Genomic DNA, 12,924 nt, shown 5'->3' on the forward strand with positions numbered 1-12,924 from the left:
TGGAGGCCGATTACGCGCCTTCGCGGCTGGCCTTCTTGCGCTCGTGTTCCTTCAGGAAGCGCTTGCGCAGGCGGATCGACTTCGGGGTGATCTCGACCAGTTCGTCGTCCTCGATGAACTCGACGGCGTATTCCAGCGACATCTGGATCGGCGGCACCAGGCGCACGGCTTCGTCGGTACCCGACGAACGCACGTTGGTCAGCTGCTTGCCCTTGATCGGGTTGACCACCAGGTCATTGTCGCGCGAGTGGATGCCGATGATCATGCCTTCGTACACCGGCGTGTTGTGCTCGACAAACATGCGGCCGCGGTCCTGCAGCTTCCAGATCGCGTAGGCGACGGCGGCGCCGTCATCCTGCGAGATCAGCACGCCGTTACGGCGGCCGGCGAGGTCGCCCTTGCTAGTGTCGACCGGTGCGTATTCGTGGAACACGTGGCTCATCAGGCCAGTACCGCGGGTCAGGGTCATGAACTCGCCCTGGAAGCCGATCAGGCCACGGGCCGGGATCAGGTACTCGAGGCGGACACGGCCCTTGCCATCCGATTCCATGTTCTGCAGGTCGCCACGGCGGCGGCCCAGCTCTTCCATCACGCCGCCCTGGTTCACTTCTTCCACGTCGACGGTCAGGTTCTCGTACGGTTCGCACTTGACGCCGTCGATTTCCTTGAAGACCACGCGCGGACGCGACACGGCCAGCTCGAAGCCTTCACGACGCATGTTTTCCAGCAGAATGGTCAGGTGCAGTTCGCCACGGCCCGAGACTTCGAAGATGGTGTCGTCGTCGGTCGGCAGCACGCGCAGGGCCACGTTCGACTTCAGTTCGCGCTCGAGGCGGTCGCGCAGCTGGCGGCTGGTGACGAACTTGCCTTCGCGGCCGGCCAGCGGCGAGGTGTTGACCATGAAGTTCATGGTCAGGGTCGGCTCGTCGACGGTCAGCATCGGCAGCGCTTCCGGGGTATCCACGGCGGTCACGGTCACGCCGATGCCGATGTCTTCGATACCGTTGATCAGGACGATGTCGCCGGCGACGGCTTCTTCCACCTGCACGCGCTCCAGGCCCTTGAAGTTCAGCACCTGGTTGATGCGGCCCTTGATCGGGTTCTTGTCGTCCTGGCCGTTCAGCACCAGCACGTCCATGCCCGGCTTGATGCGGCCGCGGTTGACGCGGCCGATGCCGATCTTGCCGACGTACGAGGAGTAGTCCAGCGAGGTGATCTGCATCTGCAGCGGGCCGTCCGGATTGTCGTCACGCACCGGCACGTATTTCAGGATGGCGTCGAACAGGGGCTTCATGTCGCCGCTGCGCACGCTCTCGTCCAGGCCGGCGTAGCCGTTCAGGCCCGAGGCGTAGACGATCGGGAAGTCCAGCTGCTCGTCGGTGGCGCCGAGCTTGTCGAACAGTTCGAAGGTCTGGTTGATCGCCCAGTCAGGACGTGCGCCCGGACGGTCGACCTTGTTGACCACGACGATCGGCTTGAGGCCCAGGGCCAGCGCCTTGCGGGTCACGAAGCGGGTCTGCGGCATCGGGCCTTCCTGGGCGTCGACCAGCAGCAGCACCGAGTCCACCATCGACAGCACGCGCTCGACCTCGCCGCCGAAGTCGGCGTGGCCCGGGGTGTCGACGATGTTGATGTGGGTGCCTTCGTACTCGACCGCGCAGTTCTTCGAGAGAATCGTGATACCGCGTTCTTTTTCGATGTCGCCGGAGTCCATCACGCGGGTGTCCACCGCCTGGTTTTCACGGAAGGTGCCTGATTGGCGCAGCAGCTGGTCCACCAGGGTGGTCTTGCCGTGGTCAACGTGGGCGATGATTGCGATATTACGAATCGCGCGTTTGGTGTCTGACATGTGTGTTTTCAACAGTGAATGTTGCGTGATGGTCGGAGGCGGCGATGATCATTACCGTTTACCGTAGCCCGCTACTATAGCACGCTATGTGGCTTGCTGCGCTGCAGCGAGCGGGAATTTCGACGAAAACTAGCGTCGATACTAGCGCCAATCCATTGCGGGAGGATGACGCTTGGGCGCCGCCGGCGCGCCGTAGCGCGCCAGCAACGGTAAGCGGGCGCTTACTGCTGCGCCGCGATCAGGCGCTCGGGCGCCAGGATCGCATATTCCTGCAGCTGCGCGGTACCGAGCAGCTTGTCCTCATGGTAGACCCGCACCCGGCCCAGCTCGCTGGGAACGCTGACCGATTCCTTGCCCAGCGCCAGGCGCTGGCCGTTCAGGAAGCGCTTCGCCAGCTCCGCCGTGAGCTCGACCGACGGGAAGCTCGACAGCAGCGCATCGACCGGGGCCAGCAGCGAGAGCGGATCGGCGTGTGCCTGCAGGTCTTCCAGCGAGATCATGCGCTCGGTGGAGAGCGCCCCCACCTGCACCCGGCGCAGCGCGTTCAGGTGTGCGCCGCAGCCGAGCGCGGCGCCGATGTCCTCGCCCAGCACGCGCACATAGGTGCCCTTGCTGCAGGTAACCAGGATCTTCAGGAGCGGCGCCGTATACTCGACCAGGGACAAGGCGTGGATGGTCACCGGCCGCGCTTCGCGCTCGAGCGTGATGCCTTCGCGCGCGTACTCGTACAGCGCCTTGCCGTCGCGCTTGAGCGCGGAATACATGGGCGGGACCTGGAAGATGGGACCGCGAAAGCGCGCCAGCGCGGCCTCGACCTGCTCGCGCGTCACGTCGACCTCGCGCTGCTCGATGAGCTCCCCTTCGGTATCGCCGGTGGTGGTCATGATGCCCAGGTGAACCGTCGCCTCATAGGTCTTGTCGGCTTCCAGCAGGTCTTGCGAGAACTTGGTCGCTTCGCCGAAACACAGCGGCAGCAGGCCGGTGGCGAACGGGTCCAGGGTGCCGGTATGGCCGGCCTTCTTGGCATTGAAGACGCGCTTGGCCTTCATCAGGGCGTTGTTCGAGGACAGGCCGACCGGCTTGTCGAGCAGGAGGACGCCGTCGACGAGGTCGCGCGGCTTTTTCGGTGGGCGGCTCACTCGCTGTCCGAATCTTCGTCCTGGCCGAAATCGGCGGCGCGGGTCGCGTTGGCCTGGTCGATCAGGGCCGACATGGCCAGGCCGCGGGTGGTCGAGGTGTCGTGCACGAAGTGCAGCTGCGGCAGCGTGTGGATGTGCAGGCGCTTGCCGAGCAGGTTGCGCAGGTAGCCGGCGGCTTTCGACAGGCCTTCCAGGGTCTGCTTCACTTCTTCCGGGCTGTCCTTCAGCAGGGTGAAGTAGACCTTGGCGTGGGCGTAGTCCGGGGTCAGCCTGACTTCGCTGATGGTGACCATGCCGACGCGCGGGTCCTTGAGTTCGAAGGCGATCAGTTCCGACAGGTCTTTCTGGATCTGGTCGGCGACGCGCAGGCCGCGCTGGGGGATGCTTTTGCTGTGTTTTGCCATGATGTTGCTATCTTGTTCTTGTGAATGTCGGGCCAAAAAACAAGGGCCAGGCCCCTCGCGGCATCGCCGCGAAGCGTCCTGGCCCTCATGGTACGCCCAATGTCGAAATTACAGCGTACGTGCCACTTCGGTGACTTCGAACACTTCCAGGACGTCGCCGACCTGGATGTCGTTCATGTTCTTCAACGACAGGCCGCACTCGAGACCGGCGCGGACTTCCTTCGCGTCGTCCTTGAAGCGCTTGAGCGAATCGATCTCGCCGGTCCACACGACGATGTTGTTGCGCAGCAGGCGGACCGAGGAGGTACGCTTGACCACGCCATCGGTGACCAGGCAGCCCGCGATCGCACCGACCTTCGACACCAGGATGACCTGGCGGATTTCCACCTGGCCGGTGATGGTCTCGCGCTTCTCCGGCGCCAGCATGCCCGACAGTGCCGTCTTGATCTCGTCGATCGCATCGTAAATGATGCTGTAGTAACGGATGTCGACGCCGTTGGCTTCGGCCAGCTTGCGCGCCTGGGCATCTGCGCGGGCGTTGAAGCCGATGATGACTGCCTTCGACGCGGTCGCCAGGTTGACGTCCGACTCGGTGATGCCGCCGACCGCCGCATGGACGATCTGCACGCGCACTTCCGAGGTCGACAGCTTCTGCAGCGAACCGACCAGCGCTTCCTGCGAACCCTGCACGTCGGTCTTGACGATGAGCGGCAGGTTCTTGACTTCGCCTTCGGCCATCTGGTCGAACATGTTCTCCAGCTTGGCGGCCTGCTGCTTCGCCAGTTTGACGTCGCGGAACTTGCCTTGACGGAACAGCGCGATTTCGCGCGCCTTGCGCTCGTCGGCCATCACCATCGCTTCTTCACCGGCGCTCGGCACTTCGGTCAGGCCCTGGATCTCGACCGGGATCGACGGACCGGCTTCGGTCACCGACTTGCCGTTCTCGTCGAGCATCGCACGGACGCGGCCGAACGAGGAACCCGCCAGCACGACGTCGCCGCGCTTCAGGGTGCCCGACTGCACCAGGATCGTTGCGACCGGGCCGCGGCCCTTGTCGAGGCGCGCCTCGACCACCAGGCCACGCGCCGGAGCTTCGGTCGGGGCGGTCAGTTCCAGCACCTCGGCCTGCAGCAGCACCTGTTCCAGCAGGTCGTCGATACCGGTACCGATCTTGGCCGACACCGGGACGAACGGCGACTCGCCGCCGTATTCTTCCGGCACTACGCCTTCGGCCACCAGTTCCTGGGTGACGCGGTCGGCGTTGGCGCCCGGCTTGTCGATCTTGTTGATCGCCACCACCAGCGGCACGCCGGCAGCTTTGGCGTGGGCAATCGCTTCCTTGGTCTGCGGCATCACGCCGTCATCCGCCGCCACCACCAGGATGACGATGTCGGTCGCTTTCGCACCGCGGGCACGCATGGCGGTGAACGCCTCGTGACCCGGGGTATCCAGGAAGGTGACCATGCCGCGCGGGGTGTCCACGTGGTATGCACCGATGTGCTGGGTAATGCCGCCGGCTTCGCCCGCGGCAACCTTGGCGCGGCGGATGTAGTCCAGCAGCGAGGTCTTGCCGTGGTCGACGTGGCCCATGACGGTCACGACCGGCGCACGCGGCTTGGCCTCGAACTCGGCGTGCTCGCCCTGGTCGGCCAGCAGCGCTTCCGGATCGTCCACGGCGGCCGGGAAGGCCTTGTGGCCCATCTCTTCCACCAGGATCATCGCGGTTTCCTGGTCCAGCACCTGGTTGATGGTGCACATCTGGCCCAGCTTCATCAGCTGCTTGATGACTTCCGAGGCCTTCACCGACATCTTGTGGGCCAGTTCGGCCACGGTGATGGTTTCCGGCACGTGGACGTCCTTGACGATCGCCTCGGTCGGCGCCTGGAAGTTGCTTTCGCGGTCGTCGCTGTGCGAACGACGGCCACCGCTGCGGCCGCCTGCGCGCCAGCCGTCACGGCCGGTACCCGCGCCAGGACCGCCGCGGCCCTTGCCGCCGCTCGGTGCGCCGCGCTTCTTGGCGTCGTCCGACCAGGTCGAGGAGACATTGGCCGACTTGATCGACTTCTTGTCGCCTGGCTTCTTGTCGCCCGGCTTGGCGTCGCCCGGCTTCTTGTCGGCCGATGCGGCAGGCTTGTGCAGGGTGCCGGCCGGTGCTGCGGGAGCAGCCGGCTTCGGTGCAGGTTCCGGCGCCTTGATGACGCGGCGCGGCTGGCTCATCATGAGCTTGATCTGGGCCACTTCGTCGGCCACGGCCTTGCGTGCGCGCTCGGTGGCGGCAGCACGCTCGGCGGCTTCCTTGGCGGCTTCCTCGGCACGCTTCTTGGCCTCGGCGGCAGCGGCCTGGGCAGCTTCTTCGGCGGCGGCGGAGACCGGGGCCGCAGGCGCAGGAGCGCTCGCGGCGGCCTTCGCGGCTGCGGCAGCCTCGGCGGCTTCGCGCTTGGCCTTCTCGGCCGCGTCACGCTTGGCCTGCTCTTCGGCGGCCTTGGCCTGGGCGGCCTCTTCCGCTTCGAGCTTGGCCAGGCGTTCCTGCTTTTCACGCAGGTCCGCTTCCTGGCGGGCGATCAGCTCGGCCTGGCGGCGCGCGTCTTCGTCGCGGCGCACCTGCTCGGCTGCATCGACCACCGGGGCGGCGGCTTCGGCGGCTTTCGGGGTGACCAGGTCGTCGCGCTGCACGAAGGTACGCTTCTTGCGCACTTCGACCTGGATGGTACGCGACTTGCCACTGGCGTCAGCCTGCTTGATCTCGGTGGTCTCCTTGCGGGTCACCGTGATCTTCTTCTTCTCGCCGGTTTCGGTCGCACCGTGGGTACGGCGGAGATGGTTCAGCAGCTTGTCCTTATCATCTTTCGACAAGGGATCTGACGTCGAACTTTTTTCGACGCCGGCCGAGCGCAGCTGTGTCAGCAGCAGGTCTGCGGGCATCTTCAGTTCGGTGGCAAATTGGGCTACGTTGTTACTCGCCATTCAGTCCTCTTTTCTATGTGTCGCTGAGATGATAAAGATTTGCAAATTACGCCTTGGCCGTTTCTGCCAGGCTCCAGGCCTTCGCCTGCAGCGCCTTGGCGCGGTCATCGTATTTGCTGTCGACCAGCTTCATCTCTTCGTCGGTCACATCACTAAATTCATTCTTGATCAGGTCGCGGGCACGGTCCGACGGCAGCGCCAGGATGGCGCCGAATTCGTCGTAGGCAAGTGCTGCGAATGCTTCGACCGTCTTGATCCCAGCCAGGCCGAGCTTGCCGGCGGTGGTGCGGTCCATGCCTTCCAGGTTCACGAGGGCTTCTTCCATCCCTTCGAGGCCTTCTTCGGAAGCGATCGCTTCAGTCACCAGCGCGTCACGGGCGCGGGTGCGCAGTTCGTTGACGGTATCTTCGTCGAACGACTCGATTTCCAGCATTTCGGAAATAGGGACGTACGCGATTTCTTCAAGGCTCGAGAAGCCTTCATCCACCAGGATGTCGGCCACTTCCTGGTCGACGTCCAGCTTTTCCATGAACAGCGCGCGGATCGCGGCGGTTTCCTGGGCCACCTTGTTGGCCGATTCCTCGGCCGTCATGATGTTGATCTTCCAGCCGGTCAGCTCGGACGCCAGGCGCACGTTCTGGCCCGAACGGCCGATCGCGATCGCCAGGTTCTCTTCGTCAACCACCACGTCCATGGCGTGCTTGTCTTCGTCGACCATGATCGAGGAGACATTGGCCGGGGCCAGGGCGCCGATCACGAACTGGGCCGGATCGTCCGACCACAGCACGATGTCCACGCGCTCGCCGCCCAGCTCGCCGGTCACGGCCTGCACGCGCGAACCGCGCATGCCGACGCAGGTGCCGATCGGGTCGATGCGCTTGTCGGCGGTGAACACCGCGATCTTGGCGCGCACGCCGGCGTCACGGGCAGCCGATTTGATCTGCAGCAGGCCCTGTTCGATTTCCGGCACTTCCAGCTCGAACAGCTTCATGATGAATTCCGGCGCGGTGCGCGACAGGATCACCTGCGGGCCGCGCATGTTGCGGTCCACGCGCAGGATGTAGGCGCGGACGCGGTCGCCGATGCGCAGGTTTTCCTTCGGGATCATCTGGTCGCGCGGCAGGCGCGCTTCGATTTTGCCCGATTCCACGATGGCATCGCCGCGCTCCATGCGCTTGATGGTGCCGGTGACGAGCGAATCGCCGCGCTCCAGGAAGTCCTGCAGGATCTGCTCGCGCTCGGCATCGCGCACGCGCTGCAGCACGACCTGCTTGGTGTCCTGGGCGAAGCGGCGGCCGAACTCGACCGATTCGATCGGGTCTTCGATGTATTCATCCACTTCGATGTCGGGGATCTGTTCCTTGGCTTCGAAGTGCAGGATTTCCTGGTCGGGCAGCTGCAGGCCGGCTTCGTCGGGAACGACGTGCCAGCGGCGGAAGGTCTCGAATTCGCCGGAGTCGCGATCGATGCTCACGCGAATGTCGACCTCGCCTTCATAGCGTTTTTTCGTGGCTTGCGCGAGCGCGAACTCGAGCGCCCCGAAAACCACTTCCTTATCGACGTTCTTTTCGCGCGCAAGCGCATCCACCAGCAATAAAATTTCGCGACTCATGCTTTGCGACTCCTAAAATCCACCTGTGGCACCAAGCGTGCCTTGTCCAATTCGGCCAGCGTAAATTCCAACAACGCTGCGCCATCTTTATTTTCAAATTCCAGACCGACCTTGTCGCCCTCGACGCCGCGCAGGATACCGGTGAAGGTTTTCCGGTTCGCGGTGCCCGGCATGGCGACGCGCAGTTTCACCGTGCATTCGTGTCCGGCAAAGCGCGCAAAGTCGGCCAGGGTCCGCACCGGGCGATCGAGGCCCGGCGACGATATCTCAAGCCGTTCGTAATCCACATTCTCGACGGTGAGCACGTGCGACAACTGGTGGCTGACCGTGGCGCAGTCCTCGACCGTGATCGGGCCCTTCTCTTCCACGACATCAGCGGGGAAATCGATATACACGCGCAGGATCCCGCGCTCGCCCCGTTCGACGTCCACGAGTTCGTAGCCGAGGCCACTGACTGTTTTCGAGATGAGTTCAAACTGCTGCACGGCGCTTCTCCGAGGCTTTACCAAACGATTTACCAAAAAAAAAATGGGCATCTGCCCATCTTTTTGTATTCACTACCCAACCAGATGAAAGCACTTGCACCAAGAAAATACTGGGAAGAACTTTGATTAGGCTGCAAATTATACAGCTTTCCCGCCTCTCTCGCAATCGCCGGGGCAAAAATGGCCGCGGGCTAGCGAAAAAAGCAACAGTTGGCAGGATGGCCATATCGGGGCATGGGCTGCATTCTACGGCATTGCAGCATTGCGTGCCCGGCGGAGCGAGAATTTATCCGATATTGGTCCCTGAACCGGGATTTTCAAGCGGATGTTCGCGCTGCCGGACGAACCGAGCTTTTAGCCGCGGCGGCCGCGGCGCGGCAGGCCGTGCTCGGAACCGCGCGGACCCTGGCCGCCACGGCGTCCGCCGCCGGTGCCGGCAAAGCCGAAGGTGGTCTGCAGCGGATCCGGCTGCTTCGGACGGTTGCTGGTCTTGCCGCCGCCGAAGGAGCCCGCGTTGTTGCCGCCACGGCCCTTGCCGCCCTGGCCGCCGCCCTTCGCGCCCTGCCCTTGCGGGCGGCCGCCGGCGAAACCGCCCGGACCCTGCTGGCGCGGGACGCCGGCACGCAGCACCGGCGGTCCGAACGGATCCACGTTGCGGTTGGCGTCGGCACGGTCGATGCGGTTGCCGTCGGAACGGCGCGCGTCGTCGCGCCCCTGGCCCTTGGCGCCGCCCTTGCCCTTCGGCGCTTCGCCGCCCTTCTTCTCGACGCCGAAGGCGGCCATCAGGGCGCGCACGTCGTTTTCCTGCAGTTCTTCCCAGCGGCCGCGCTTCAGGCCGGTCGGCAGGGTCATGGCGCCGTAGCGGGTACGGATCAGGCGCGAGACGGTCAGGCCGACCGCCTCGAACATGCGGCGCACCTCGCGGTTGCGGCCTTCGCCGATGACCACGCGGTACCACTTGTTGATGCCTTCGCCGCCGCCGTCCTGGACCTTCGAGAACGAGGCCACGCCGTCGTCCAGCTCGACGCCGGCGAGCAGCTTCTGGCGCATGCCTTCCTCCAGCTCGCCCAGGGTGCGCACCGCGTACTCGCGGTCGATGTTGTAACGCGGGTGCATCAGGCGGTTGGCCAGGTCGCCCGAGGTCGTGAACAGCAGCAGGCCCTCGGTGTTGAAGTCGAGGCGGCCCACGGCCAGCCACTTGCCGGTCTTCATGTTCGGCAAACGGTCGAACACCGACGGACGGCCTTCCGGATCGTCGTGGCTGACGATCTCGCCGGCCGGCTTGTGGTACACCAGCACGCGCGGCGGCTTGTTGTTGTTGACCTTACGCTGGATCAGCTTGCCGTTGATGCGCACCGCATCGGTCGGCAGGATGCGCTGGCCGATGTGGGCCGGCTCGCCATTCACCGACACGCGGCCGGCGACGATCAGCTCTTCCATGTCGCGGCGCGAACCCAGGCCGGCCTCGGCCAGCACCTTGTGCAGCTTGGGCGCGTCGTCGTCGGCGGTCAGGTCGCGGCGCACCGGCTTGGCCTGCGCCTTGCCGCGGCCACCTTCGTTGGCGTCGAAGTCGCTTGAGGTGACGAAGGAGAACACGGCGTCGGCATCGTTGGCCTTGCCGCCCTTGCCCTGCTGCTGTTTCTGTTGCGGCTTGCCCTGCTGCTTGCCTTGCCTGCCCTGCTTGGCGGCCGGCTGGGCGCCTTGCTGGCCTGCCTGGCCTTGCTGGCCACGCTGGTTCTGCTGGCCGCGCCCCTTCTGGTTGCGGCCGCGCCCTTCGCGCTGGCCGTCGGCCGGCGTCTGCGGCGCAGCGTCGGCAGGCGCGGCGTCGACGGGCGCGGCCTCGGGAGCCGAGGCCGCGGCGGCGGCAGCCTGTTCGTGCTGGCGCGCCTCGCGTTCCTGGCGCTTTTCGCGCATCTGGCGCGGGCCGCGCGGCTTGCGCTGCTCGCCATCGAGGACTGCCGGCGCCGCTTCCGGCGCCGGGGCGGCGGCCGGCGTTTCCGCAGCGGCGACCGGCGCCGCTTCAGCGGCCACCTTGGCGGCGCGCGGCTTGCGCGGCTTGGCGGCCTGCTTCTCGGCCGCTTCGGCTACGGCAGCGGCCGAGCCTGCGCCCGGCGCTTCCGCCGGCGCATCGGCAGGCGCCGCGACGGGCTTGCGGGTACGCTTCGGCTTCGCGGCGGCGGCCGGCTGTTCGGTCGCGGTCACGGGCGCGGCGTCGGTCGCGGCAACAGCCGCGGCCTTGCGGGTGCGCTTGGGTTTGGCGGCGGGCGCGCCATCGGCCTCGACGGGCTTTTCGTTCGGTTCAGTTGGGTTCATCGTTCGTATCTTTATTGTGCTGACCCGGCCCAGCGGCTGCCGCCGTCTCCTGGTCAAGAATGGGGACTTCGACGGACGTGGCGTCCGCTTCGGTGTCTGTCTCGGTGGCGTCCGCCGCAGCGTCCGCCCTGTCAAAATTGTCGTTCAGTGCCGCTTCCAGCGCCTCGAGGCTGCGGCTGTCCGGTCCTTCGCTGACCGCCTGCAGCGGCGGCAGTTGCGACAGCGAGGCGAGGCCAAGGTCGTCGAGGAAAGCCTTGGTCGTGCCCAGCAGCGCCGGGCGCCCCACCACTTCGCGGTGGCCGACCACGTCGATCCAGCCGCGGTCTTCCAGCAGCTTGATGGTCTGCGAGTTCACGGCGACGCCGCGGATTTCCTCGATGTCGCCGCGCGTGACCGGCTGGCGGTAGGCGATGATCGCCAGCGTCTCCAGCGTCGCGCGCGAATATTTCGGCGGCTTCTCGGGCGTCAGGCGGTCGAGGTAAGGCTTCATCTCGGGCCGGCTCTGGAAGCGCCAGCCGGAAGCCAGGCTGACGATCTCGATGCCGCGCCCCTGCCAGTCCTGGCGCAATTCTTCCAGCAGAATCTTGATCGTGTCGCTACCGACACCGGCGCCGAGCTGGCGGCCGCCCGCGTCGACCTCGGCGAAAAGCTTCTTCATGCCGTGGATCGTCATCGGCTCGCGCGCGCACAGCAAGGCGGTCTCGAGAACGCGCTTGGCCTCGTCAGTATTCATATCGCGGTGTCGTCACGCTTCGAATGCACACATCAAACAAAACTGGTTTAACGGATGCCAGCCGCGGGGCCGAGACCGGCCGCGGTGCGAAGGTGATGCGCGCAATACTCTGGAATCCGTGGGGCCCGGGCCGAAAATGCGCCGGGCTGACTAAGCGACCGGCTTGGCGCCGGTCACTGCTGCCCGCGTGCCAGGCGGGCGATCAACGTTGGTCTTTCAGGGGAAACGCGGGGGCTGCGCAGGGCGCGAACTGACGACATCGTTTCCGACAACTGACGGCCATTGTAACCGATAAAACCCGGGAATGGACAAGACGGCGGGGCCGCAGCCGAAGGAAGGCCGTATTTGATCAAGCGACAGACAGTTTTTCCGACAAAATCGCCGACACGCCCAGGAAGGCCGGGTAGTCCGCGGTGATCACGTAGGTCGGGACCTGGGCCAGGTAGCCGCTGAAACGACCCTTCTGCTCGAAGCGGCGGCGGAACGAGGACCGGTCGAAGCGCTCACCCAGGCGCGGCACGATGCCGCCGCCGATGTAGACGCCGCCCTGGGCGCCCAGGGTGATGGCGAGGTTGCCGGCGGCGGTGCCGAGCATGCCGCAGAAGGCTTCCAGCACTTCATCGCACAGCGCGCATTCGCCGGAGAGGGCGCGGCGCGAGATCTCCGGCGCGGCCAGGCTGCCGGGGCGGCCGGCGCGCTCGCTCAGGGCGCGATAGATCAGCTCCACCCCGGCGCCGGACAGCAGGCGCTCGCTGGAGACGTGCTCGAATTCGCGCCAGGCGTACTGGAGGATGGCGACTTCGAGCTCGTTGACCGGCGCGAAGCCGACGTGGCCGCCTTCGCTGCGCAGCGCGGTCCAGCTGTTCCCGCAGGGGATCAGCCCGGACACGCCGAGGCCGGTGCCGGCGCCCAGCAGGCCGAGCGGCGCGTCAGGCACGGGTGCACCGCCGCCCACCTGGCGCTTCTGATCGCCCAGGTGCGGCAGCGAACGCGCCAGCGCCGAAAAATCGTTGACGACCATCAGGGTATCGAAGCCGCACTCCTGGCGCAGCGCCTCGATCGAAAAGGCCCAGTGGTGGTTGGTCATGCGCACCTGGTCGCCGGTGACCGGGTTGGCGATCGCAATGGCCGCATGGCGGATGCCGGCGCCGAGGCCGGCAAGCTGCGGCAGCGCCAGGTAGGCGCGGATGGCCTCGCCCAGGCTCGCGTGCTGCTGGCAGGACAGCACTTCGATCGCGTCGAAACGGCCCGGCCCGGCCTCCAGCGCAAAACGGGCATTGGTGCCGCCGATGTCGGCGAGCAGGCGGGCGCCGCCGGCATGGGTCAGGGAGGCGGAGTCGAGGCTGGAGGGAAAGGCGGTCATTGCAGCTAATAGAAGAGCGATGACCAAGCTTACACAACTTTGTAGTGTTCTTACAAGTAGAT

The 12,924-nt window shown here is 65.8% G+C and carries 9 protein-coding genes; all 9 read right to left on the bottom strand.

What is annotated here, in order from left to right; all coding sequences use genetic code 11:
- Window positions 1-10: 10 nt before the first annotated feature.
- Window positions 11-1,849 (bottom strand): translational GTPase TypA, encoded by a 1,839-nt coding sequence (gene typA, locus ACK6C6_RS22050; protein WP_409269301.1) that lies wholly within the window; start codon window positions 1,847-1,849, stop codon window positions 11-13.
- Between the two features lie 221 nt (window positions 1,850-2,070).
- A complete protein-coding gene (truB, locus tag ACK6C6_RS22055; RefSeq protein ID WP_409269303.1) occupies window positions 2,071-2,988 on the bottom strand; it encodes a tRNA pseudouridine(55) synthase TruB in 918 nt (305 codons plus the stop codon).
- Complete coding sequence (rbfA, locus tag ACK6C6_RS22060; protein WP_409269304.1) at window positions 2,985-3,392, bottom strand: 30S ribosome-binding factor RbfA; 408 nt, start codon at window positions 3,390-3,392, stop codon at window positions 2,985-2,987. The genes truB and rbfA overlap by 4 nt, the downstream gene beginning before the upstream one ends.
- A gap of 108 nt (window positions 3,393-3,500) precedes the next feature.
- The gene (infB, locus tag ACK6C6_RS22065) at window positions 3,501-6,356 is read right to left on the bottom strand and encodes a translation initiation factor IF-2 (protein WP_409269305.1); all 2,856 of its coding nucleotides are present in this window, start codon (window positions 6,354-6,356) and stop codon (window positions 3,501-3,503) included.
- A gap of 46 nt (window positions 6,357-6,402) precedes the next feature.
- Window positions 6,403-7,968, bottom strand: coding sequence for a transcription termination factor NusA (nusA, locus tag ACK6C6_RS22070; protein WP_036217042.1), 1,566 nt, complete (start codon window positions 7,966-7,968; stop codon window positions 6,403-6,405).
- Complete coding sequence (gene rimP / locus ACK6C6_RS22075) at window positions 7,965-8,453, bottom strand: ribosome maturation factor RimP (RefSeq protein ID WP_036217039.1); 489 nt, start codon at window positions 8,451-8,453, stop codon at window positions 7,965-7,967. Before rimP ends, nusA begins: the two co-directional genes overlap by 4 nt.
- A gap of 354 nt (window positions 8,454-8,807) precedes the next feature.
- On the bottom strand, window positions 8,808-10,766 hold the full coding sequence (rluB, locus tag ACK6C6_RS22080; protein WP_409269308.1) for a 23S rRNA pseudouridine(2605) synthase RluB: 1,959 nt from the start codon (window positions 10,764-10,766) through the stop codon (window positions 8,808-8,810).
- Window positions 10,753-11,499, bottom strand: coding sequence for an SMC-Scp complex subunit ScpB (gene scpB, locus ACK6C6_RS22085; RefSeq protein ID WP_036217034.1), 747 nt, complete (start codon window positions 11,497-11,499; stop codon window positions 10,753-10,755). Before scpB ends, rluB begins: the two co-directional genes overlap by 14 nt.
- Window positions 11,500-11,848: 349 nt before the next feature.
- Window positions 11,849-12,862 (bottom strand): glucokinase, encoded by a 1,014-nt coding sequence (locus tag ACK6C6_RS22090; protein ID WP_409269310.1) that lies wholly within the window; start codon window positions 12,860-12,862, stop codon window positions 11,849-11,851.
- Between the last annotated feature and the right edge of the window lie 62 nt (window positions 12,863-12,924).

This window comes from Massilia sp. BHUDP2 (genome assembly GCF_046236355.1).
GTDB lineage: Bacteria > Pseudomonadota > Gammaproteobacteria > Burkholderiales > Burkholderiaceae_D > Telluria > Telluria varians.

Coding starts and splice junctions, on each gene's coding strand:
- ACK6C6_RS22090 (WP_409269310.1), bottom strand. CDS start 12,862: ATGACCGCCTTTCCCTCCAGCCTCGACTCCGCCTCCCTGACCCATGCC.
- scpB (WP_036217034.1), bottom strand. CDS start 11,499: ATGAATACTGACGAGGCCAAGCGCGTTCTCGAGACCGCCTTGCTGTGC.
- rluB (WP_409269308.1), bottom strand. CDS start 10,766: ATGAACCCAACTGAACCGAACGAAAAGCCCGTCGAGGCCGATGGCGCG.
- rbfA (WP_409269304.1), bottom strand. CDS start 3,392: ATGGCAAAACACAGCAAAAGCATCCCCCAGCGCGGCCTGCGCGTCGCC.
- typA (WP_409269301.1), bottom strand. CDS start 1,849: ATGTCAGACACCAAACGCGCGATTCGTAATATCGCAATCATCGCCCAC.
- nusA (WP_036217042.1), bottom strand. CDS start 7,968: ATGAGTCGCGAAATTTTATTGCTGGTGGATGCGCTTGCGCGCGAAAAG.
- infB (WP_409269305.1), bottom strand. CDS start 6,356: ATGGCGAGTAACAACGTAGCCCAATTTGCCACCGAACTGAAGATGCCC.